Origin of the sequence: Amycolatopsis heterodermiae, from assembly GCF_034929455.1 — a bacterium.
Classification (GTDB): domain Bacteria; phylum Actinomycetota; class Actinomycetes; order Mycobacteriales; family Pseudonocardiaceae; genus Amycolatopsis; species Amycolatopsis heterodermiae.
In genome coordinates this window covers 281,206-302,800 of the sequence record NZ_JAYFSI010000001.1, presented here as the reverse complement: position 1 = coordinate 302,800, position 21,595 = coordinate 281,206, and the positions used below count along the sequence as shown (strand labels likewise).

General features: G+C 70.5%; 28 protein-coding genes. 21 read left to right on the top strand and 7 right to left on the bottom strand.

Going from position 1 to position 21,595, the window contains the following annotated elements; translation table 11 throughout:
• Window positions 1-11 precede the first annotated feature (11 nt).
• The 3 genes from VA596_RS01540 (at window position 12) to aroA (ending at window position 2,087) form a co-directional block, all read left to right on the top strand.
• The gene (locus VA596_RS01540) at window positions 12-446 is read left to right on the top strand and encodes a DUF2550 domain-containing protein (RefSeq protein ID WP_323322806.1); all 435 of its coding nucleotides are present in this window, start codon (window positions 12-14) and stop codon (window positions 444-446) included.
• A 71-nt stretch (window positions 447-517) separates the two neighbouring features.
• Window positions 518-838, top strand: coding sequence for a putative quinol monooxygenase (locus VA596_RS01535; protein ID WP_323322804.1), 321 nt, complete (start codon window positions 518-520; stop codon window positions 836-838).
• Between the two features lie 10 nt (window positions 839-848).
• A complete protein-coding gene (gene aroA, locus VA596_RS01530; RefSeq protein WP_323322802.1) occupies window positions 849-2,087 on the top strand; it encodes a 3-phosphoshikimate 1-carboxyvinyltransferase in 1,239 nt (412 codons plus the stop codon).
• Here aroA and VA596_RS01525 read toward each other — a convergent pair.
• Window positions 2,084-2,659 (bottom strand): cob(I)yrinic acid a,c-diamide adenosyltransferase, encoded by a 576-nt coding sequence (locus VA596_RS01525; RefSeq protein WP_323322800.1) that lies wholly within the window; start codon window positions 2,657-2,659, stop codon window positions 2,084-2,086. The two genes, aroA and VA596_RS01525, sit on opposite strands and share 4 nt — an antisense overlap.
• A gap of 61 nt (window positions 2,660-2,720) precedes the next feature.
• Between VA596_RS01525 and murA the strand changes: the two genes are divergently transcribed.
• Both murA and VA596_RS01515 read left to right on the top strand, forming a co-directional pair.
• Window positions 2,721-3,995: a UDP-N-acetylglucosamine 1-carboxyvinyltransferase gene (murA, locus tag VA596_RS01520; RefSeq protein WP_323322798.1), complete on the top strand. Its 1,275-nt coding sequence runs from the start codon at window positions 2,721-2,723 to the stop codon at window positions 3,993-3,995.
• Between the two features lie 51 nt (window positions 3,996-4,046).
• Entirely contained in the window at window positions 4,047-4,622 is a 576-nt protein-coding gene (locus VA596_RS01515; protein ID WP_323322796.1) for a Uma2 family endonuclease, read from the top strand.
• Between the two features lies 1 nt (window position 4,623).
• On the opposite strand, the gene VA596_RS01510 is transcribed toward VA596_RS01515, so the two are convergent.
• Window positions 4,624-5,217: a TetR/AcrR family transcriptional regulator gene (locus VA596_RS01510; RefSeq protein WP_323322795.1), complete on the bottom strand. Its 594-nt coding sequence runs from the start codon at window positions 5,215-5,217 to the stop codon at window positions 4,624-4,626.
• A 94-nt stretch (window positions 5,218-5,311) separates the two neighbouring features.
• Here VA596_RS01510 and VA596_RS01505 point away from each other — a divergent pair, with 94 nt between their 5' ends.
• Genes VA596_RS01505 through VA596_RS01495 form a run of 3 tightly spaced genes read left to right on the top strand, consistent with a single transcriptional unit; the run spans window position 5,312 to window position 7,747 of the window.
• Window positions 5,312-5,749 carry a nuclear transport factor 2 family protein gene (locus VA596_RS01505; RefSeq protein ID WP_323322793.1) on the top strand — a complete coding sequence of 146 codons (438 nt, stop codon included), beginning with the start codon at window positions 5,312-5,314 and terminating at the stop codon, window positions 5,747-5,749.
• Window positions 5,742-6,560, top strand: a complete 819-nt coding sequence (locus VA596_RS01500; protein WP_323322791.1) for an NmrA family NAD(P)-binding protein — start codon at window positions 5,742-5,744, stop codon at window positions 6,558-6,560. The genes VA596_RS01505 and VA596_RS01500 overlap by 8 nt, the downstream gene beginning before the upstream one ends.
• Entirely contained in the window at window positions 6,557-7,747 is a 1,191-nt protein-coding gene (locus VA596_RS01495) for an alpha/beta hydrolase family protein (RefSeq protein WP_323322789.1), read from the top strand. The genes VA596_RS01500 and VA596_RS01495 overlap by 4 nt, the downstream gene beginning before the upstream one ends.
• 123 nt (window positions 7,748-7,870) lie before the next feature.
• On the opposite strand, the gene VA596_RS01490 is transcribed toward VA596_RS01495, so the two are convergent.
• The 3 genes from VA596_RS01490 to VA596_RS01480 are packed head-to-tail and all read right to left on the bottom strand — an operon-like array spanning window position 7,871 to window position 9,398.
• On the bottom strand, window positions 7,871-8,494 hold the full coding sequence (locus VA596_RS01490; protein ID WP_323322787.1) for a LysE family translocator: 624 nt from the start codon (window positions 8,492-8,494) through the stop codon (window positions 7,871-7,873).
• Complete coding sequence (locus tag VA596_RS01485; protein ID WP_323322785.1) at window positions 8,494-9,123, bottom strand: LysE family translocator; 630 nt, start codon at window positions 9,121-9,123, stop codon at window positions 8,494-8,496. The genes VA596_RS01490 and VA596_RS01485 overlap by 1 nt, the downstream gene beginning before the upstream one ends.
• Window positions 9,124-9,134: 11 nt before the next feature.
• Window positions 9,135-9,398, bottom strand: a complete 264-nt coding sequence (locus tag VA596_RS01480; RefSeq protein WP_323322783.1) for a hypothetical protein — start codon at window positions 9,396-9,398, stop codon at window positions 9,135-9,137.
• A gap of 36 nt (window positions 9,399-9,434) precedes the next feature.
• Here VA596_RS01480 and VA596_RS01475 point away from each other — a divergent pair, with 36 nt between their 5' ends.
• The 4 genes from VA596_RS01475 (at window position 9,435) to VA596_RS01460 (ending at window position 13,265) form a co-directional block, all read left to right on the top strand.
• Entirely contained in the window at window positions 9,435-9,956 is a 522-nt protein-coding gene (locus VA596_RS01475) for a PH domain-containing protein (RefSeq protein ID WP_323322782.1), read from the top strand.
• Between the two features lie 37 nt (window positions 9,957-9,993).
• Window positions 9,994-10,551, top strand: coding sequence for a PH domain-containing protein (locus tag VA596_RS01470; protein ID WP_323322780.1), 558 nt, complete (start codon window positions 9,994-9,996; stop codon window positions 10,549-10,551).
• A gap of 67 nt (window positions 10,552-10,618) precedes the next feature.
• Complete coding sequence (locus tag VA596_RS01465) at window positions 10,619-11,155, top strand: hypothetical protein (protein ID WP_323322778.1); 537 nt, start codon at window positions 10,619-10,621, stop codon at window positions 11,153-11,155.
• A gap of 94 nt (window positions 11,156-11,249) precedes the next feature.
• Window positions 11,250-13,265 carry a protein meaA gene (locus VA596_RS01460; protein WP_323322776.1) on the top strand — a complete coding sequence of 672 codons (2,016 nt, stop codon included), beginning with the start codon at window positions 11,250-11,252 and terminating at the stop codon, window positions 13,263-13,265.
• Here the strand turns inward: VA596_RS01460 and VA596_RS01455 are convergent.
• Complete coding sequence (locus VA596_RS01455) at window positions 13,258-13,800, bottom strand: cysteine hydrolase family protein (RefSeq protein WP_323322774.1); 543 nt, start codon at window positions 13,798-13,800, stop codon at window positions 13,258-13,260. The two genes, VA596_RS01460 and VA596_RS01455, sit on opposite strands and share 8 nt — an antisense overlap.
• A 71-nt stretch (window positions 13,801-13,871) precedes the next feature.
• Here VA596_RS01455 and VA596_RS01450 point away from each other — a divergent pair, with 71 nt between their 5' ends.
• From VA596_RS01450 to VA596_RS01435, 4 genes are all read left to right on the top strand, one after another.
• The gene (locus VA596_RS01450) at window positions 13,872-14,834 is read left to right on the top strand and encodes a GlxA family transcriptional regulator (RefSeq protein WP_323322772.1); all 963 of its coding nucleotides are present in this window, start codon (window positions 13,872-13,874) and stop codon (window positions 14,832-14,834) included.
• The gene (locus tag VA596_RS01445) at window positions 14,831-15,604 is read left to right on the top strand and encodes an enoyl-CoA hydratase-related protein (protein WP_323322770.1); all 774 of its coding nucleotides are present in this window, start codon (window positions 14,831-14,833) and stop codon (window positions 15,602-15,604) included. Before VA596_RS01450 ends, VA596_RS01445 begins: the two co-directional genes overlap by 4 nt.
• A gap of 64 nt (window positions 15,605-15,668) precedes the next feature.
• Window positions 15,669-16,169 (top strand): TetR/AcrR family transcriptional regulator, encoded by a 501-nt coding sequence (locus VA596_RS01440; RefSeq protein WP_323322768.1) that lies wholly within the window; start codon window positions 15,669-15,671, stop codon window positions 16,167-16,169.
• A complete protein-coding gene (locus VA596_RS01435) occupies window positions 16,166-16,639 on the top strand; it encodes a DUF2867 domain-containing protein (protein WP_323322766.1) in 474 nt (157 codons plus the stop codon). Before VA596_RS01440 ends, VA596_RS01435 begins: the two co-directional genes overlap by 4 nt.
• Here VA596_RS01435 and VA596_RS01430 read toward each other — a convergent pair.
• Window positions 16,611-17,156, bottom strand: a complete 546-nt coding sequence (locus VA596_RS01430; protein WP_323322764.1) for an NUDIX hydrolase — start codon at window positions 17,154-17,156, stop codon at window positions 16,611-16,613. The two genes, VA596_RS01435 and VA596_RS01430, sit on opposite strands and share 29 nt — an antisense overlap.
• 36 nt (window positions 17,157-17,192) lie before the next feature.
• On the opposite strand from VA596_RS01430, the gene nucS reads away from it, so the two are divergent.
• From nucS to VA596_RS01405, 5 genes are all read left to right on the top strand, one after another.
• Window positions 17,193-17,852 (top strand): endonuclease NucS, encoded by a 660-nt coding sequence (nucS, locus tag VA596_RS01425; protein ID WP_323322762.1) that lies wholly within the window; start codon window positions 17,193-17,195, stop codon window positions 17,850-17,852.
• Window positions 17,853-18,062: a DUF1653 domain-containing protein gene (locus tag VA596_RS01420; protein ID WP_323322759.1), complete on the top strand. Its 210-nt coding sequence runs from the start codon at window positions 17,853-17,855 to the stop codon at window positions 18,060-18,062. It abuts the gene before it with no gap.
• 521 nt (window positions 18,063-18,583) lie between these two features.
• Entirely contained in the window at window positions 18,584-19,360 is a 777-nt protein-coding gene (locus tag VA596_RS01415; protein WP_323322757.1) for a hypothetical protein, read from the top strand.
• A gap of 197 nt (window positions 19,361-19,557) precedes the next feature.
• A complete protein-coding gene (locus VA596_RS01410) occupies window positions 19,558-21,252 on the top strand; it encodes a sodium:solute symporter family protein (protein ID WP_323322755.1) in 1,695 nt (564 codons plus the stop codon).
• Between the two features lie 10 nt (window positions 21,253-21,262).
• The gene (locus VA596_RS01405) at window positions 21,263-21,556 is read left to right on the top strand and encodes a hypothetical protein (protein WP_323322753.1); all 294 of its coding nucleotides are present in this window, start codon (window positions 21,263-21,265) and stop codon (window positions 21,554-21,556) included.
• Window positions 21,557-21,595: the final 39 nt, after the last annotated feature.

Genomic DNA, 21,595 nt, shown 5'->3' with positions numbered 1-21,595 from the left:
GGAGCCGGGCCGTGCAGATCACCGTGGTGGTAGTCGGGCTCCTGATCGTGCTCGTGGTGCTGGCCGGCTGGTACGGCCAGCGGTGGATCCGGATGCGCCGCGGCGGTGGCGTGAGCGTCGCGCTGCGGTGGCGTCCGGACAACGCGCGGGCCAGCTGGCACCTGGGGCTCGGCCGCTACGAGGGTGACGAGTTCGTCTGGTACCGCGTGTGGAGCCTGCGCAGCGGCCCGGACCGCGTCTTCCAGCGGGCGAGCATGCAGATCGCCGACCGCCGTGACCCGTCCGGCACCGAGGCCTACGCCGTTCCCGAAGGTGCGATCGTGCTGCGCTGCGAGTCCGAGACCCAGGAGGCGATCGAGATCGCCATGGGCCCGGGCGCGCTCACCGGGTTCCTCTCGTGGCTCGAATCCGCCCCGCCCGGGCGACGCCTGCCGCGCGCTTCCTGACGCTGTTTGTCTCACCCTGCTGTCTCAAACCGAGACAGCCACGGCCGCCGTTTTGGCCTACGGTTGAGCGCATGATCTTCATCGTGGTAAAGTTCCCGGTCAAACCGGAGCACGCCGAAGCCTGGCCGGACATCGTGGCGGACTACACCAAGAACACCCGCGGCGAGGCGGGCAACCGGTTCTTCGAGTGGTCCCGCAGCCTCGAGGACAAAAACACGTACGTGCTGGTCGAGGGCTTCGAGGGGCAGGACGCCGCCGTCGCGCACGTCGGCTCCGACCACTTCAAGTGGGCCGTCGCGAACCTGGGTGCCTACATCTCGGACAACCCGCAGATCATCAACGTCCAGGACGCCTCCGACTGGGGCCCGATGGCCGAGATCCAGCCCCACTAAACTGGGGGCCGTGACTCTCGTCGACATCCCCGGCTCCAAGTCCGTCACCGCCCGTGGCCTGTTCCTGGCCGCCGCCGCGCGGGGTACCACCGTGCTCGGCCGTCCGCTGCATTCGGACGACACGGAGGGCTTCGCCGAGGGGCTCGTGAAGCTCGGCTACCAGGTCGACCGGCAGCCGGACGCCTGGACGATCGAGGGCCGGCCTTCCGGGCCGGGTGTCGCCGAGGCGGACGTCTTCTGCCGCGACGGCGCCACCACGGCCCGCTTCCTGCCCGCGCTCGCCGCGGCCGGCACCGGCACGTTCCACTTCGACGCGTCCGACCAGATGCGCCGCCGTCCGCTGGGGCCGCTGACCGACGCGCTGCAGGAGCTGGGCGTCGACCTGACCTTCGAGGGCGAGCCGGGCCACCACCCGCTGACCGTCCGCGCGAACGGCGTCAAGGGCGGCGACCTGACCCTCGACGCGGGCCTGTCGTCGCAGTTCCTGACGGCGTTGCTGCTGCTCGGGCCGCTGACCGCGGAGGGGCTGCGGATCACGGTGACCGACCTCGTGTCGGTGCCGTACGTCGAGATCACGCTGGAGATGATGCGGCGTTTCGGCGTCGAGGTCCGCCGTGAGGGCCAGACGTTCGTCGTCCCGGCGCGGCCGTACCAGGCCTGCGACTACCCGGTGGAGCCCGACGCGTCGACGGCCAGCTACTTCCTGGCCGCGGCGGCCGTCACCGGCCGCACGGTGACCATCCCCGGCCTGGGTTCGACGGCGCTGCAGGGGGACGTGCGGTTCGTGGACGTCCTGGAGCGGATGGGCGCCCACGTCCAGCTCGAAGAGGACTCGGTGACCGTCGCGGGCCCTTCGGAAGGCCTGCGCGGCGTCACGGTCAACATGCGCGACATCTCCGACACGGTCCCGACGCTGGCGGCGATCGCGCCGTTCGCCTCCGGGCCGGTGCGGATCGAGGACGTCTACAACACGCGCATCAAGGAGTGCGACCGCCTGGACGCGTGCGAGGAGAACCTGCGCGCGCTCGGCATCCAGGTCGAGACGGGTCGCGACTGGATCGAAATCCAGCCCGGTGTCCCGGCCGGCGCGCTGGTCAAGTGCCGCCGCGACCACCGGATCGCGATGGCGTTCAGCATCACCGGCCTGCTGGTCGACGGCATCACGCTGGACGACCCGGAGTGCGTGAAGAAGACGTTCCCCGGCTTCCACCAGGCCCTGCGGTCGCTGCGCGACAGCTGGGGGATCTAGGAGGGCTGGCCGCCCGGCTGCCACAGCACGTCACCCTCGGGGTTGGCCAGCCGGGCCAGGATGAACAGCAGGTCCGAGAGCCGGTTGAGGTACTTCACCGCGATCGGGTTCGTCGTCTCCGGCTCGGCCTCGTACAGCTCCCACGCGCTCCGCTCCGCGCGGCGGGACACCGTGCGCGCCTGGTGCAGGAACGCCGCGCCCGGCGTGCCGCCCGGCAGGATGAACGACGTCAGCTTGGGCAGGCGGTCGTTGAAGTCGTCGCACCAGCCCTCGAGCCGCTCCAGGTACTTCTCGGTGATGCGCAGCGGCGGGTACGGCGGGTCGTCCTGGATCGGCAGGCACAGGTCGGCGCCGACGTCGAAGAGATCGTTCTGCAGCGTGCGCAGGACGTCCGTGATCTCGGCCGGCAGCCCGCCCATGGCGACGGCGAGCCCGATGACCGAGTTCGCCTCGTCGGTGTCGGCGTAGGCCCCCAGGCGGGGGGACGTCTTCGGCACGCGCGAGCCGTCGCCGAGCGCGGTCGTGCCGTTGTCGCCGACCTTGGTGTACACGCGGTTGATGCGAACGACCATGAACTCACCATAGCGGCCCCCGCCCGGGCCGAATCCGGGCGAGAGGGCATGATTGGCGGCCATGAGCGAGCACTTCGACGTGCATGGCGGAGCCCGGCTGGTCGGCGAGGTCGACGTGGTCGGCGCGAAGAACAGCGTGCTGAAACTGATGGCCGCCGCCCTCCTCGCGGAGGGCACCACGACCATCACGAACTGCCCGCAGATCCTCGACGTCCCGCTGATGGGCGACGTGCTGCGGAGCGTCGGCTGCGAGGTCGTCATCGAGGGCGACACCGCCACGATCACGACGCCCGCCGAGCTTTCGCACCGCGCGGACTCGGCGGCGATGGGCAAGCTGCGCGCGTCCGTCTGCGTGCTGGGGCCGCTGGTCGGCCGGCTGAAGCAGGCCGTCGTGGCGCTGCCGGGCGGTGACGCGATCGGCTCGCGGCCGCTGGACATGCACCAGAACGGCCTCCGCAAGCTGGGCGCGACGAGCACCATCGAGCACGGCTGCGTCGTCGCGAAGGCCGACACGCTGGTCGGCGCGCAGATCTGGCTGGACTTCCCGAGCGTCGGCGCGACCGAGAACATCCTGATGGCCGCCGTCCTCGCCGAGGGCACCACGGTGATCGACAACTGCGCGCGCGAGCCCGAGATCGTCGACATCTGCACGATGCTCGTGGAGATGGGCGCGAAGGTCGAGGGCGCCGGCACGTCGACGCTGACCGTGCACGGCGTGGAGCAGCTGCACCCGACCCAGCACAGCGTGATCGGCGACCGGATCGTCGGCGCGACGTGGGCCTTCGCGGCGTCGATGACCCGCGGCGACCTGACCGTGCGCGGGGTCAACCCGCACCACCTCGACCTGGTGCTGAACAAGCTGCAGCTGGCCGGCGCCGACGTCACCACGTTCGGCGACAAGGGTTTCCGCATCGTGCAGCCCGAGCGGCCGCAGGCGGTCGACTGGGTCACCCTGCCGTACCCGGGTTTCGCGACCGACCTGCAGCCGTTCGCGGTCGCGCTGTCGGCGGTTTCCGAAGGCACGTCGATGATCACGGAGAACGTCTACGAGGCGCGGTTCCGCTTCATCGAGGAGATGATCCGGCTTTCCGGCGACGCCCGCACCGACGGCCACCACGCGGTGGTCCGCGGCGTCGAGCGGCTCTCGAGCGCCCCGGTCTGGGCGTCGGACATCCGCGCGGGCGCCGGCCTGGTGCTGGCCGGGCTGTGCGCGGACGGCGTCACCGAGGTCTGGGACGTCTTCCACATCGACCGCGGCTACCCGCACTTCGTCGAGAACCTGAACCGCCTGGGCGCGAACATCAAGCGCGTCAGCGGCGAGCCCGACCGGACCTAGCCGCGATCCAGGTATCGTAAACTTCTGTAAACCGGTGGACAGGGGGTTGCGATGACGGCGCTACCCGACTGGATGGTGCTTCCGCCCGAAGGCCTCACGGTCGACGGGTATGACGCGCTGCCCGAAGCCGTCTGCCGCGTGATTGAGATCGTCGATGGAGCGATTGTCGTGAACCCGGCTCCACGCCGCCCCCACCAGAAGATCATCCGGCGGATGTCCTACGCGCTCGAAGAGGCGTGCGGGGCCGAACTGGCCGTCGAGTTCGACGTCGACCTCCGGCTGCGGGACGTGCCACTGCTCAATCGCCGTCCCGACCTGGTGGTCTACGACGCGACCCTGGATGCGGACGCGGTACTGCGTCCGGAGCACTGCTCCCTGGTGATCGAGGTGATGTCACCGGGGTCGATCACCGCGGACCAGACCGACAAGCCCGCAGAATACGCTCGCGCCGGGATTCCGCACTTCTGGCGTGTCGAGAACGAGACGGACGACGTCCGCGGGCTCACGATCTTCTGCTATCGGCTCGACCCGACGACCGGCGTCTACACCTCTTCCGGCGCCCACAAGGGAAAGCTGGCCGTCTCGGATCCGTTCGACCTCGCGATGGATCTGGCCGACCTGCTCTGAGTCAGGCGTCCTGCGCGCCCAGTGCGCGCAGGACGTACTCCAGCAGACGCTCCAGGTAGTCCGGCTCCACCGGGGCCCGGCGGACCACCATGCGCCAGTAGATCGGTGCGCCCAGGACGTCCATCGCCATCTCGACGTCCAGGTCCGCCGGCAGCTCGCCCCGGTCCATCGCACGCCGCAGCATCACCTCCGCGCGGTCGCGCCGGGGGACGCCGATGCTCGAGCGCGCGCTTTCGGCCATCTCCGGGTTCCGCGCGCCTTCCGCGACGAGGTCCGGCAGGATCCGCGAGAACAGCGGGTGCGTGAGCCAGTCGATCATCGCCTGCAGCGTCACCCGCAGGTCGCCGCGCAGTGAACCGGTGTCCTCGAGCACCGCGCGGGACACGCTGAACTCCGCGACCACCGCGGTGATCATCTCGTGCTTCGACGTCCACCGCCGGTACAGCGCGCTCTTGCCGACCCCGGCTCGCTTCGCCACGGCCTCCATCGACAGCCGCCCGTAACCCTGTTCGGCGAGCTCGTGCAGCACCGCGTCCGTGATGGCCTGGGTGACTTCGGGCTGGAGGACCGCGGCGCCGGTCGGGGTGCGTGCCATGAGCGGCAGTCTAGCGGGTGGACGAGACGGTACCGTCCCGTCTATATTGACGTCGGGACGGTACCGTCTCGTCCAAACGTTCAAGGAGGCATCCGTGCGACCGAGCGAACTCGTCGAGCACGCGCTCGACCTGCTGGTGAAGCACGACATGGCCGGGTTCGCCGGCCTGTGGGCCGAGGGCGGCGTCCTCGAGTTCCCGTTCGCCGCGGCGGGCTACCCGGCCCGCGTCGAGGGCCGGGACGCCATCGCCGACTACCTGCGCGGCTACCCCGACCTGCTCGACATCCGGGCGATCACCGCGAAGACCGTGCACGAGACCGCCGACCCGGCCGTGGTGGTCGTGGAAATGACTGCTGCGGGTGTCGTCGTCGCGACGCAGAAGCCGTACGAGCTGTCGTACATCGCCGTGCTGACCGTCGAAGACGGCGAGATCCGGCGCTACCGCGACTACTGGAGCCCGCTCGCCGCGGCCGAGCTGATGGGTGGCGTCGACGAGCTGATCTCGGCGTTCGCCGGGAGCGACCGTGGCTGACGTCCTGGTGCTCGGCGGCACCGGCACCACGGGGAGCCGGGTGGTCGCGGGCCTGCGCGCCCTCGGTGTCACCGCGCGGGCCGCCACGCGCAAGGTGAGCGAACCCGGCCAGGTGCGCTTCGACTGGACCGACCGCGGCTCGCAGGTCGCCGCGCTGCGGGACGTCGCCGCGGTGTACCTGCTCGCCCCGATCGGCGAGGCCGAGCCGGCGCGCCTGGTCGCACCCTTCCTGGCCGACGCGCTCGACGCCGGCGTGCGCCGGGTCGTGCTGCTCAGCTCGTCGGCCGTCACCGAGGACTCACCCGGGCTCGGCGAGCTGCAGCGCCTGGTGCGCACGGCGCCGGAGTGGGCCGTGCTGAAGCCGTCGTGGTTCATGCAGAACTTCACCGGCGAGCACCTCGTCGCCCAAGGCGTGCGGGACGGCGAGATCGTCACCGCCACCGGGGACGGCCGGGTGGCGTTCGTCGACGCCGGCGACATCGCGGCGGTCGCCGTCCGCGCGCTGACCGACGCCGAACCGCACAACACCGAACACGTCCTGACCGGCCCTTCGGCGTTGAGCTACGCCGAGGCGGCCGGGATCGTCGCCGCGCACACCGGACGTCCGGTGCGCCACCGCGCGGTGAGCACCGCCGAGTTCGCCGCTTTGGTTGCGGCGTCGGGGATTCCGGCGGAGTTCGCCAACGTCCTCGCCGCGCTCGACGAGGACATCCGGCGCGGCACCGAAGACCGCGTCACCCCGGCCGTCGAACAGGTCACCGGCCGGCCCGCCCGCTCGTTCCGCACCTTCGTGGAGGAGGAAATCCGATGAAGCAGCTCATGTTCACCGAGGACCCGCAGTTCTGGTTCGAAACCCTGCGCCTGTTCGGCCACGCGGCTTACGGCGGCTCGGACTTCGGCGAGGTGCTCGCCGCGGCGTCGACCGTGACGCCGGGGGACTACGACAGCTGGCACGACGCCTACCGCCGCCTGGCCGACCGGCTGTACGCCGAAGCGGCCGACGCGAGCCCGGTCACCGCGCGGGACCTGCTGCTGCGCGCGTCGACGTACTACTTCTCGGCGGACTTCTTCCTGCACGGCGACCCGGCGGACCCGCGGATCGCGGCGGCGTACGACCGCAGCGTCGAGTGCTTCCGTCGCGCGGCCGTCGCCGAGCCGGTCGAAATCCCTTACGAGGGAACGGTTCTGCAGGGCTACTTCTACCGCGCGCCCGGCGCCGGGCCGAAGCCGGTCGTGGTGATGCACAGCGGTTTCGACGGCAGCGCCGAGGAACTCCACTTCTTCGGCGCGGCGTCCGGCGCCGAGCGCGGCTACCACGTGCTGACCTTCGACGGCCCCGGCCAGCCGGCCGCGATGCACCGCGACAAGCTCGTGTTCCGGCCGGACTGGGAGCACGTCGTCACGCCGGTGGTGGACTTCGTGCTCGGGCTCGACGGTGTCGACCCGGAGCGGATCGCCCTGCTGGGCGTGAGCCTGGGTGGCGTGCTCGCCCCGCGCGCGGCGGCGTTCGAGCCGCGGCTGGCGGCGGTCGTCGCGGTCGACGGCGTCTACGACGCGGGTTCCGCGGTGACGTCGATGCTGCCATGGGACCGCGACGAGATCGTCCGCCGCGCTCGCGCGGAGCACGACGACGAGTTCGACGCGCTGCTCGCCGCCGGCCGGCAGGCCAACTCGACGCTGCGCTGGGCGTGCGACCACGGCCGCTACGTCCTGGGCGCGGCGACCGACCGCGAGTTCGTCGCGAAGTACCTCGAGTACACGCTCGACGGCGGCATCGCGGAGAAGATCACGTGCCCGACGCTGATCTGCGAAGCGGCGGACGACCTGTTCTTCGGCGGCGAGACGGAAACCGAGCCGCGCCGGCTGTACGCGCACGTGAACGCGCCGAAGACGCTGCTGACGTTCACTGCGGAGGAAGGCGCGGACGCCCACTGCCACGTCGGCGCCCAGCGGCTCGCGGCCGGCCGCATCTACGACTGGCTGGACCGCACGCTCTAGCCGACCCCCGCCCTCCCAGGGGGGCGTGCCCATGTCCAGTCTATCGGCACGCACCGACGAAACCGGCCGAGAAGGCGCGCGGCGGAACCTTTGTCCACAACGCGTCGGCGCTGTGGACAAAGGTCAGCCTTCGAGGGCCAAAGCCGCGCCGAAGCCGAGCAACGCCGTGCCCGTCACGCCGTCCATCGCTCGGCGCACCTTGCGCCGTTGCAGCCAGCCTCGTACCCGGTGCACGAACACCAGCAGCAGCACCTGCCACACCACACCCAGCGCCGCGACCGTGTACGCCAGCAGCAGCGAGTCCGCGAAACCCGACTCGGGGGTCAGGAACTGCGGCAGCACCGACAGGTACAGCACGATCACCTTCGGGTTGGTGATGTTGGAGAGGAACCCCTCCCGGAACCGCCGGCTCCGGGAGGCGCGAGCGCGCCGGACGTCGTCCAGTGCCTCGTAATCACCGCGCCAAGCGCCGCGCAGGGCCTGGATGCCCAGGTACACCAGGTAGGCCGCGCCGAGCCACTTCACCGTCTCGAACACCGGCTGGTAGCGGGTGATCACCGCGCCCAGGCCGAGTGCGGCCGCCGTGCCCTGCAGGAAGTTCGCGACGCTGATCCCGGCGCACGCCCAGCCGCCGCCGCGCGCGCCGCCGGTGAGGGCGTTCTTCAGCACCACCATCGTGTCCGGGCCCGGCATCATCGCCAGCAACGCCATCATCGCCGCGAACCCGGCGTAGGTGCCCCACGTCATCAGGACTCCAGGGCGAGGGCCGCGCCGAAGCCGACCAGGGCGGTGCCGGTGACGCCGTCGAGCGTGCGGCGGACCCGCCGCCGCCCGAGCCACGCGCGCACGCGGTGCACGAACACCAGCAGCACCAGCAGCCACAGCCCGCCGATCACCGCGACGGTGTAGGCCAGCGCGAGCGCGTCCCCCGTCGTCGTGCGCACCGGGTCGAGGAACTGCGGCAGCACCGACAGGTACAGCACGAGCACCTTCGGGTTGGTGATGTTGGACAGGAACCCTTCGCGGAACCGCCGGAAGCCCCCGCCGCGACGTCGTTGCTGCGTCTGCTCGACGACGTCGTAGTTCCCGCGGAATGCGCCGCGCAGCGCCTGGAACCCGAGGTAGACCAGGTAGGCCGCGCCGACCCACTTGAGGGCGAGGAACACCGGCTGCGACTTCGCGATGAGCACGCCGAGCCCGAGCGCGGCGGCGCTGCCCTGCACGACGTTCCCGCTGACGATCCCGAGCGACGCGAGCAGCCCGCCGCGGAATCCGCCGGACAGCGCGTTCTTCAGCATCACCATCGTGTCCGGCCCCGGCGCCAGCACGATCAGGACCACGATGACCAGGTAACTCCCGTACGAACTCCACGTCACGGCTGCCCACGCTAACCGACGGGTATCGGTCCGGTCTCGCGGATTTCCGTCACACCGCCCGGCGCGTGGTTTGCCCGTACAAGGCGCTGCTGATCTCGCTGACTTTCGGCTGGATCTTCCCGGCCGAGCTGCCCGAACCCCTCACCTTCGCCGACGCCGAAGATCGGCGCCTGCACCGGACCACCCGCCTCGACAGCTACGCCGAACGCGATCTCCGGTTCCGCCAGATCAACCACGCACAGAGGGTGTTCGAGCACGTACAGCGTGCTCGGCATTCGGCGCCGGGCACCTCGGCAGAGTAGTGTTCGGCCATGTCAGCAGGGGAAATCGATCTTCTACCCGGTGAGCGCGTGCTCTGGGCGGGAGAGCCGGTCCAGCGCCCGTTGTACGTCGCCGCCGACGGGGTGATCGCCCCCGCCGGACTCGTCGTCGCCGCGGCCGCGCTGTGGTTCCTCCTCACGCAGCAGCCCGCGGGCGCGGGCATGCTCGCCGGAGTGGTGCTGCTCGTGGCCGGCGTGTACGGCGCGATCGGCCGCTCCGCCGTCCGCTACCTCGCGCTCGGCCGGACGACCTACGCCGTGACGGACAGCCGGATCATCGCGCGGTCGGGCCTGTTCCGGCAGAAGGAACTCGCCAGCGAACTGGCCACCCTGTCGCCGCCGGTCCTCAAGCGCGGCGGCACGGGCACCGGCACGATCAGCTTCGGCGACACCGGATCGGTGACGCTGATCGGCGTCGGCGAGCCGAAGCGCGTCCGCGACCTGCTCACCAAGGCCATCGACGAGGCGAAGAGCCGCCAGGCCCCGCCGGAAGCGGACAGTTCGGCTGCCTGAGAGGCAACCCGGACGCCCGCCGGAGCGTGCCTCCGGCATGCAGGCGTACACGGGTGAACAGGTGCTGTGGACGGGCAAACCGGTTCACCGGACGATCCTGAGCCGCTACGACCACATCGCCGTGCCGCTCGCGGCCGTCGTCCTCGCGGTCGTGGGGTACTTCGCGGTGGACGAGACCGCCGCCGAAAGGCCGCACGCGCTCCTGGCGATGGTCGCGTGCGGCGGGCTGCTGCTCTTCCTCGCCGGCTCGCGGGCCGTGCAGCTCCGGCGCTTGACCTACGTGCTCACCGACCGCCGGCTGGTCGTCGACACCGGCGTCGTGTGGCGGCGCACGCGGACCCAGCCCCTCGCCGAGCTGGACGTGCCGGTCGTGCTGCCGGAGCGGGGCGGCGCCGGGACCATCACCTTCGGCCCGGTCGACCCGCGGCTCGTGGCCGCGGCGCGGTACGGCGCCCACCGGATCAAGGCCGTGCCCCTCCCGATCGTGCTGACGGGCATCGCCGAACCGGAGCGAGTGCGCGCGCTGTTCGCCGAGGCGATCGGCGAAGCCCGGCGCAAACAGGCGGCCGGCGAACCGGATGATTCGCTCTTCTGACCCGAGCCGGGCAACCGGCCGGCCCGCGGGCGCGTGTCCTCTCTGTCCACTGGGGAACGGAGAAACGATGGACCTGCCGACGAACGTGCTGCTGCCGGGCGAACGCCTGCTGTGGTCGGGCCGGCCGCGGCACGCCGCGCTCGACGGCCACGACTGGTACCGCCTGGTCTTCGGTCTGGTCTGGGTATCACTGGTGCTGGGGTTTCCCTTGCTCGGGCGCGGGTCGCTCCTGCTCGTGTCGCCGATCTTCGCCGCGTTCGGGCTCGCGATCGCCTGGGGCCCGGTCGTTCTCCGGCAACGGACGCTGCGCCGGGCGGTGTACGCGGTGACCGACCGGCGGGTCGTGGTGGCCGATCGCGTCTCGGGCCGGATCCGCGCCTCGGCGTACCTGGGCGCGCTGCCGCCGCCGGTGGTGCGGGCCGGGCGCAACGGCGTCGGCGCCGTCGCCTTCGGGAGCACCGGCGGCCTGCTGGGGTCGTTGACCGGGGCCGCGAACCCGGGTGCGTTCGCGGCTCGGTCCATGAGGCTGGTCGGCCTGCCCGATGCCGGGTACGTCCGGGACCTGATCGCGCAGGCCCAGGCGCGGCTGTGGGCCGCAGGCTGAGCATGGGTCGTCACTCGGACGTGTCCGATTCCACTCCGCAGCACAAGTTACCGGCCGGTACACTCCATGGGTCGTCCAGTGCCGGAGGTGCACAGTGCCGTACCCATCCGACCACGAGCGGGATCGCCCCTGGGTGATGCGCACGTACGCGGGCCACTCCTCCGCCGCCGCGTCGAACGAGCTGTACCGGCGCAACCTGGCGAAGGGGCAGACCGGCCTCTCGGTGGCGTTCGACCTGCCGACCCAGACCGGCTACGACCCGGACCACCAGCTGAGCCGCGGTGAGGTCGGCAAGGTCGGGGTGCCGGTCTCCCACATCGGCGACATGCGGCGGCTCTTCGACGGCATCCCGCTCGCCGAGGCCAACACGTCGATGACGATCAACGCACCGGCCATGTGGCTGCTCGCGCTGTACGTCTCCGTGGCGCGCGAGCAAGCCGAAACCGAGGGCCGGAACGTCGACGAAGTCCTCGCGAAGCTCACCGGCACCACCCAGAACGACATCATCAAGGAGTACCTGTCCCGCGGGACCTACATCTTCCCGCCGGGCCCGAGCCTGCGGCTGATCACCGACATGATCGCGTGGACCGTGCACCACGTGCCGAAGTGGAACCCGATCAACATCTGCAGCTACCACCTGCAGGAGGCCGGCGCGACGCCGACGCAGGAGGTCGCGTACGCGCTGTGCACCGCGATCGCCGTGCTCGACGCCGTCCGCGACTCCGGGCAGGTCGACGCGGCCGACATGGGCAAGGTCGTCGGGCGGATCTCGTTCTTCGTCAACGCCGGCGTCCGGTTCGTCGAGGAGATGTCCAAGATGCGCGCGTTCACCGCGCTCTGGGACGAGATCACGCGGGATCGTTACGGCGTAACGGATCCGAAGGCGCGCCGGCTGCGCTACGGCGTCCAGGTCAACTCGCTCGGGCTCACCGAGGCCCAGCCGGAGAACAACGTCCAGCGGATCGTGCTGGAGATGCTCGCGGTGTCGCTCTCCCGCGGCGCGCGGGCCCGCGCGATCCAGCTGCCGGCGTGGAACGAGGCGCTCGGCCTGCCCCGGCCGTGGGACCAGCAGTGGGCGCTGCGGATGCAGCAGGTCCTCGCCTTCGAGACGGATCTGCTGGAGTACGAGGACATCTTCGACGGCTCGCACGTCATCCAGGCCAAGGTCGACGAGATCATGGCCGGCGCGCGAGAGGAGATCGCCCGCGTCCAGGACGTCGGTGGCGCGGTCGCCGCGGTCGAGAGCGGTTACATGAAGTCGCAGCTGGTCGGCTCGCTGGCCGAATACCGCCGGGGCATGGAGAACGGCGAGCGGGTCCTGGTCGGGGTCAACAAGTTCGCGACGACCGAGCCGTCACCGCTGCAGGCCGAGGGCGCGAAGGCGATCGAGACGATCGACCCGGCCGTCGAGAAGGAAGCCGTCGCGGCGCTCGAGGAGTGGCGCGGCCGGCGGGACAACGACGCCGTCGCGCGTTCCCTGGCCACGTTGAAGGAGACCGCGCAGACGTCGGCGAACCTCTTCGAGGCCACTGTGGACTGTGCGCGGGCCGGGGTGACCACCGGCGAGTGGGCCGGCGCGCTGCGCGAGGTGTTCGGCGAATACCGGGCGCCCACCGGGGTTTCCGCGGCCGCCGCCGGCGGTGGCGACCCGGGGATCGAGCGGGTCCGGGAGCGCGTCCGCGCCACCGAGGCGGAACTGGGCGAGCGGCTGCGCATCCTGGTCGGCAAGCCGGGTCTCGACGGGCACTCCAACGGCGCCGAGCAGGTCGCCGTCCGCGCCCGCGACGTCGGCTTCGAGGTCGTCTACCAGGGCATCCGGCTGACGCCCGAGCAGATCACCGCGGCCGCCGTGCAGGAGGGCGTGCACGTGGTCGGGCTGTCGGTGCTCTCCGGCTCGCACCTGGAGGTCGTGCCGCACGTCGTCGACGGCCTGCGTGCTGCCGGCGCGGGGGACATCCCGGTGATCGTCGGCGGCATCATCCCGCCCGACGACGCCGCGTTGCTGACCGAACGCGGCATCGCGCGGGTGTTCACGCCCAAGGACTACGAGCTGACCGACATCATGGACGGCATCGTCTCGCTCATCCGGGAGCGCCACGGCCTCAGCTGAGGCCGGCCAGGATGTCCTTTGTGGACTTCACGGTGGCGAACTGGTTGGCCAGGTTCGCCGCCGTGACGCGGTACAGCTCGTCGGCGGTCACCTCCGGGAGGTCGAAGGTGAACGTGGCGTCGAGCGCGAAAGTCACGTCGTAGCCGAGGTTCCCGCCCATCCGCGCGGTGGTCTCGCAGCAGAAGTTCGTCTGGATGCCGGCGACCACGAAGCTCGTGATGCCGCGCTTGCGCAGCCACGCGTCGAGGTCGACGTCGCCGAGGAACGCCGAGTTGACCTGCTTGCCGAACACCAGGTCCGGGCGCGCGCCGTCGAGTTCGGGCTTGAAGTCGTTGCCCGCCTGGCCGGGCCGCAGCGGCGAGTCCGGCTTCGCGGAGTCGTGGTGCACGAGCACCACCGGGAGCCGCCGCTCCTGCCACGCGTCGAGCAGCGCCTTCATGTTGGCCTCGGCGCCGGGGTTGTTGCGCGGGCCCCAGAAGTCCGCCTCGTCGAACCCGCGCTGGACGTCGATCAGGATGAGTGCCGTTTCGGTCATGACGTCGAGTTTCGCTGGTTCACGACGTCCAGGGGAGTGGCAGAAGACGCGCGATGCGGTACTTTTCTGCCATGCGCACGATCGGCGTCCTGCTCCTGCCCGGCACCCGGATGTTCGACCTCGCGGTGATCGGCGAGGTCTGGGGCCAGGACCGCACCGACAGCGGGATCGGCCCGTTCACCCTGCGGCTGTGCAGCCCGGGCCGGGCCCGCACGGCCGTCTCGCCCTTCGGTGACGTCGCGGCGACCCACGGGCTGGCCGGGCTCGACGGCTGCGACCTCGTCCTGGCGCCGGGTCGTGACGACCCGCTCGCCTCGGTGCCGTCATCTGCGACCGCCGCGCTGCGGCGGGCCCACCGGGCCGGGGCGACGGCCGCCGGGCTGTGCAGTGGCGCGTTCACGCTGGCCGCAGCGGGCCTGCTGGACGGCCGCCCGGCGACGACTCACTGGCGTGACCTCGACGGCCTCGCGCGCGTCGCCCCGCGCGCCGACCTGCGGCGCGACGTGCTCTACACCGACGACGGCGGCGTCCTGACCTCGGCGGGTGTGGTCGGCGGCCTCGACCTGTGTCTCTACCTGGTCCGCCGTGACCACGGCGCGGACGTCGCCGCCGCGCTCGCGCGCCGCCTGGTGATGCCGCCGGCGCGGGAAGGCGGGCAGCGCCAGTACGTCGACAACCCCTTGCCGCCGTCGACCGCCCAGCCGGGCATGGCGTCCACAATGGACTGGGCGCTGGCCAGGATCGGCGACGACATCGGCGTCGAGGACCTCGTCGGGCACGCGCGGATGAGCGAGCGGACGTTCCACCGGGAGTTCGCCGCGGCCACCGGCGTGACGCCGGGACGCTGGCTGCGCGTCCAGCGCGTCCGGTACGCGCAGCGGCTGCTGGAGACGACCGAGCTGCCGGTCGAGCGGGTCGCGCAGCGGTCCGGGCTGGGCACGGCGGCGAACCTGCGGCGCCGGATGCGCGCCGAGGTCGGCGTCGGCCCCGACAGTTACCGGCGGACGTTCCGGCGGGTTACCGTCGGGGCATGACCGAGTACGAGCACATCCTGGTCAAGCGCGACGGCGACACCGTCACGATCACCATGAACCGCGCGGCACGGCGCAACTCGCTGTCCGCCGACCACCTCGCCGAGCTGCTCGCCGCGTTCCACGAGGCCGGGACGTCCGACGCGACCGGCATCGTCCTGGCCGGCGCCGGGCCGCTGTTCTCGGCCGGGCACGACTTCGGCGACGTCGCCGCGCGTGACCTGATGGGCGTGCGCGAGCTGCTGACGCTGTGCACGGACCTGATGCGCACGATGCAGTCGGTCCCGCAGGTCGTCATCGCGCGGGTGCACGGCCTGGCCACGGCCGCGGGCTGCCAGCTGGTGGCCTCGTGCGACCTCGCGATCGCCGCCGAATCCGCGGGCTTCGCGCTGCCGGGCGGCAAGGGCGGCTGGTTCTGCCACACGCCGGCGGTCCCGGTGGCGCGCGCGATCGGCCGCAAGCGCCTGATGGAGCTGGCCCTGACCGGCGACGTCGTCGACGCCCCGACCGCGCTCGACTGGGGCCTGGTCAACCGGGTCGTCCCGGACGAGCAGCTGGACGACGCCGTCGCGGAGCTGCTGGCGCGGGCGACGCGCGGCAGCCGGGCGAGCAAGGCGATGGGCAAGGTGACGCTGTACGCCCAGCTGGACCGGCCGGAGGCCGACGCGTACGCGATCGCGCTGGAGGTCATGGCTTCGGCGTCCCAGCTGCCCGGTGCCCGCGAAGGCATGGCGGCGTTCCTCGAGAAGCGCAAGCCCTCCTGGCCCGATTGAGCCGTCCCGGCTCCGGCCATCTTTTCTGGTGCCCGACGGCCGTACCATACGGTATGGTATGGCCATGGTGAGCAGGCAGGACTGGCTGGACGCGGGGCTGACGCTGCTGGCGGAGCAGGGCGCGCCGGCGGTGACGATCGAGCGGCTGACCGAGCGGCTCGGCCTGTCGAAAGGCAGCTTCTACCACCACTTCCGGGGCATCGGCGGCTACCGGACGGCGCTGCTGGAGCACGTCGAAGCCGAACGCACCACGCGGTTCATGGACGAGGCCGAGCGCGTGCGGGGCGACCGGCTGCGCACGCTGATGAAGCTCGTCCTCGCGCCCGGGCCGGGCCCCGAGCTGGAGATCGCCGTGCGGGCGTGGGCGCTGCAGGACGCCGAGGCGCGGGTGGTCCAGGAGCGCGTCGACCGGACCCGCGCGGACTACCTGACCGAGGTCTGCGGCGACGCGGAGCTCGGGCAGGCGCTGTACCTGGTCGTCGTCGGCGCCGGGCAGGTCGTGCCGCCGCTGTCGGGTGACCGGCTCAAGAGCGCGCTGGAACTCGTACTGGGGAGACGATCATGACCGAGCTCGAGCCCTTCCTCGACGGCGCCGACTACGTCGAGTTCAAGGAGATCGCCAGCGAGAACAGCCTGCGCGAGTTCGTCGCGGGGGTCTTCGGCTGGAGTCCCGGATGGGTGAAGGTCCTGTTCGGCGTCCGGTACCTGCTGGCGCGGGCCCTGCGCCTGGAGACGGCGCGGGTGCCGCGCCGCCGCCGGTCCGCGGCCATCGGCTTCGAGCCCGGTGACGCGGCCGGGCTCTTCACCGTGCGGGCGGGCGACCCGGAGCGCTACCTGGTCGTCGGCGCGGACGACAGTCACCTGAGCGGGTACCTGACGGTCGAGGTCGTTCCCAGCGCCCGGCGGCGGTTCCGGGTCGGCACGATCGTGCACTTCCACAACCGCGTCGGGCCGGCCTACTTCGCGCTGATCAGGCCGTTCCACCACCTGGTCATCCGCGGGATGCTCAAGGCCGGAGCCGCTCGGCCAGCATGAGCTGGGCCCACGCGGCGATCGACTGGGCGTCGGTGATCCCGCCGGTCAGGATCAGTTTCTCGATTTCGTCGCGCGAGAACCAGGCGCTGCGCATGTCCTGCTCTTCGAGCTCGCGCTCCGGCTCACCCTCGGTGAGCTCGGTGGCGAGGAACACCCAGCCGCGCTGGCTGCTCATGCCGGGCGCGACGTCGAGCTGGCCGAGCGTGACCATCGAGCCGGCGCGCAGCCCGGTCTCCTCGCGCAGCTCGCGGGCCGCGAGCTCCCCGGGCGGCACCTCGGCCAGGTCCGGCGCGGTGCCCTGCGGGAACTCCCAGCGGCGTTCGCCGATGGGGTAGCGGAACTGCTCGACCAGCCGGAACCGGTCGCCGTCCTGGGCGATGACGAGCGCGTACGCCGGTTTGTCGATCACGCCGTAGATGCCGGCCGAGCCGTCGGGACGGCGGATTTCGTCCTCCCGCACGGTCATCCAGTTGTTCCGGTACACCTCGCGGGACGCGACACGCTGAATGGGGTCCACCCGACCAGTATCCCGGACCTGTCCTACCCTCCTCGGGTGCGTCTCGTGATCGCGCGGTGCCAGGTCGACTACGCCGGCCGGCTCACCGCCCACCTGCCGATGGCCACCCGGCTGCTGCTCGTCAAGTCCGACGGCTCGGTGTCGGTGCACTCCGACGACCGCGCGTACAAGCCGTTGAACTGGATGAGCCCGCCCTGCTGGCTGATCGAGGACGGCAAGATCTGGATCGTCGAAAACAAGCAGGGCGAGAAGCTGGTGATCTCGATCGAGGAGATCTTCCACGACTACGCGCAGGCCCTCGGCGCGGAACCGGGCCTGCAGAAGGACGGCGTCGAGGCGCACCTGCAGGAACTGCTGGCCGAGCACATCAAGACCCTCGGCGACGGCTACACCCTGGTCCGCCGCGAGTTCCCCACCCCGATCGGCCCGGTCGACATCATGGCCCGCGACGCCGACGGCAAGTCGGTCGCGGTGGAGATCAAGCGCCGCGGCGAAATCGACGGCGTCGAGCAGCTGACGCGCTATCTGGAACTGCTCAACCGCGACCCGCTGCTGGCCCCGGTGCAGGGGGTGTTCGCGGCCCAGATCATCAAGCCGCAGGCCCGAACCCTGGCGGAGGACCGCGGAATCCGCTGCCTGACCCTGGACTACGACGAACTGCGCGGCATCGAGTCCGACGAGTTCCGGCTGTTCTGAGTGGTCGAGCCGGGGCGTTACGTCCACTACAAGGGCAACGAGTACGAGGTGCTCGGGGTGGCATCGCACAGCGAGACCGAAGAGCAACTGGTGGTCTACCGAGCGCTGTACGGCGCGATGGGGCTGTGGGTCCGCCCGTTGGCAATGTTCACGGAGACGGTCGAAACACCGAGCGGTCCGGTGCCACGCTTTCGCCGGAAGACGTCCTGAGCCTCATCTGACGTCGAGCGGGATCGAGTATCTCTTGCCCAACCTGCCTGGCGATCCGCGACGGTGAAGAAAGTGTCGCGGCTTCGGCCTGTGACGGCGTCGTGGGGCGGCGGAGGTCGGCTTCTTGGTCCGTCATCCTTCTTGATCGTGCGCCGGGGATCATCGGTTGCCCATCGGGGCGGTCTTCGGTGCGATACCGAATCGATGCCGTTTTCGTGTATCTGATTCGGGTGCCATTACTCCGGTTCGGAAATTGTTGACCTGATAGCGCGCGTGAAGGTGAGCGGTTCATTTCTCGGGGTTATCTTAATGCGCTGTTCGGGTGAGGTGCGGTTCCTTTGCCTCCGGCTCGTGGGATACTCGATTCGAGGGGTTCCGCCGGTGCGTCCGGCGTGGCCGGAGGGTGGTGCGCTCGGCCGTCTTTCTTTGCCGTGCCAACGTTTTCTTTCCGCCTTGAGCTTGGTGTGCGCATGTTCTCCGGTCGGCGTGCGCGCGTTTTCGCCTGCACGGAGGAGGAAGTCATGCGTTATCGCCCGCTCGGTTCCGATCCGCTCGACCCGCGGCTCGGCCGGTTCATTCCGGACGACTGGGAGCACGTCGAACGGTATCCGCTGTCCGCGCTCGCGGACGACGACCGGCCGACGCGGTCGCCCGTGGTCATCGGGGTCAACTGGTACTCCGCGTTCGACAAGCCGGAGAAGGACGAGAAGTCCGGCGAGTTCTTCATCGCGAAGGCGGGCGCCGCCGCGCTCGGCCGGGTCCGCGGCGGGCACTGCGTGTGCCTCGAGCCGGGTGGCACCCCGGACACCGACGCCAACTACGCCTTCTACGACCAGGGCGCGGAAGGCGCCTGCGTCGGCTTCGGCTGGTCACGGTGCATGTCGCTGTTCAACGGCGGCGAGTACACCGCCCGCTGGCTCTGGGACGCGGCCAAGAAGCGCGACGAGTGGCCCGAGACCAACCCCGGTGACGACAACGGCACGTCGGTCCGCGCGGCGGCCGAGGTGCTCAAGGACGCCGGGCACGTCCTCTGGGACGACTCCTACCGCAACGACGACTGGCAGGCGCGCGAGAAGTACGTGCCCGACGTGAAACAGGGCATCGCGGCCTTCCGCTGGGCCAAGTCGGTCGACGACGTGCACGCCGTCCTCGGCAACCCGCGGGCCGACGAGCTCGGCGCGGTGCCGCTGCTCAACTCGTGGGGTCCGGGCTACCCGCACCGCACCTACCTGCCCGATGCCGTGCTCGCCCGGCTGATCGAAGAGGAGGGCGAGATCGCCGTCCCGACCGATCGATGATCCACTACTGAGTCGCTCCCGCGGCGCAGAGGGCGCGTTTCCGCTGGTCAAAGACCGGGAAACGCGCCCTCTGTGCACAATGGACACGTCAGCGTGCCGACCCTGAATCCATGCAGTACTGTCCGGATCCGACAGGACGCTGGTGATTCCTGTCGGTTGTTGTCCAGTTTGACAAGTACAGCCGGGAGGTGGGTCGGGTGCTTCTCGCCGATGCGAACCTGCGACTCGACGCCAACGCGATCGACTACATCGAGTTGGCGTTCTATTTCGTCCTGGTGCTCGGCATCGGGTACCTGGCACGGCGGCAGGTGTCGAGCAGCCTCGACTTCTTCCTGTCGGGCCGTTCGCTACCCGCCTGGGTGACCGGCCTGGCGTTCATCTCCGCGAACCTCGGCGCGGTCGAGGTCATGGGCATGTCCGCCAACGGCGCCCAGTACGGCCTGCCGACCGTCCACTACTTCTGGATCGGCGCGATCCCGGCGATGCTGTTCCTCGGCATCGTGATGATGCCGTTCTACTACGGCTCCAAGGTCCGCAGCGTTCCCGAGTTCATGCGCCGCCGCTTCGGCAAGCCGGCGCACCTGGTCAACGGCATCAGCTTCGCCGCCGCTCAGATCCTGATCGCGGGCGCGAACCTGTTCCTGCTGGCCAGCGTCGTGAACCTGCTGCTGGGCTGGCCGCTGTGGGTGTCGATCATCATCGCCGCCGTGATCGTGCTCTCCTACACCGCGCTCGGCGGGCTCTCCGCCGCGATCTACAACGAGGTCCTGCAGTTCTTCGTGATCGTGATCGCGCTGGTGCCGCTGACGATCATCGGCCTGGTCAAGGTCGGCGGCTGGCAGGGCCTGGTCGACAAGGTCACCAACAGCCCGGGCGGCACCGCGCAGCTGCACTCCTGGCCCGGTGACAACCTGACGGGCTTCGGCAACAACATCCTGTCGATCCTCGGCATCGTGTTCGGCCTGGGCTTCGTGCTCTCGTTCGGCTACTGGACGACGAACTTCGTCGAGGTCCAGCGCGCGATGGCGTCGAAGAGCATGTCCGCCGCGCGGCGGACGCCGATCATCGGCGCGTTCCCGAAGATGCTGGTCCCGTTCATCGTGATCATCCCCGGCATGATCGCCGCGGTCACCGTGTCCGAGTACGTCAAGGACAAGCAGGTCCTGCTCGACGGCGGCACCGCGGAAAGCGGCGTCACCTTCAACAACGCACTCCTGCTGCTGATGCGCGACCTGCTGCCCAACGGCATGCTCGGCATCGCGATCGCCGGCCTGCTGGCCTCGTTCATGGCCGGCATGGCCGCGAACCTCAGCTCGTTCAACACGGTCTTCACGTACGACATCTGGCAGACCTACATCAAGAAGGACAAGCCGGACGGGTACTACCTGCGCCTCGGGCGCATCGTGACGTCGGCCGGCACGGTCCTCGCCATCGGCACCGCGTTCATCGCGTCGAACTCCGGCAACATCCTGAACTACCTGCAGGACCTGTTCTCGTTCTTCAACGCGCCGCTGTTCGCGACGTTCATCCTCGGCATGTTCTGGAAGCGGATGACCCCGCACGCCGGCTGGAGCGGCCTGGTGCTCGGTACCGCGTCCGCGGTCACCGTCTGGGGCCTGTCCCAGGCCGGGGTGATCGGCCTGAGCGGCCAGGGCACGAGCTTCGTCGCCGCGGGCACCGCGTTCGTCGTCGACATCGTGGTGAGCGTCGTGGTCTCGCTGGCGACCAAGCCCAAGCCGGACGAAGAGCTGGTGGGCCTGGTCTACTCGCTGACCCCGAAGTCGACGCGCCAGCACGACAACACCGGCGAGAACTCGGGCTGGTACCGCAAGCCGGGCCTGCTCGCGGGCATCGTCCTCATCCTGACCATCGCCCTCAACGTCATCTTCTAGGAGGTCCGTCATGGCTACCGAGTCCGGCGCGCGCCCCAAGAAGGCCGGCGCTTTCGACATCCGGCTGATCATCGCCCTGCTGATCGGCGTCTACGGCGTCATCCTCACGGTGATGGGCATCTGGTTCACCTCCGAGGCCGAACGGCAGAAGGCGGCCGGGGTGAACATCAACCTGTGGGCCGGCATCGGCATGCTGGTGGTGTCCGCGCTGTTCTTCGTCTGGGCGCAGGTCCGTCCGCTGGTCGTGCCGGCGGAGCCGGAGACCACCGAGGCCGCCGACACCACACCCGCGGCGGGGGAATAGCCGGGTTGTCCGGACAGCGGCACGATCGTGCCGCTACCG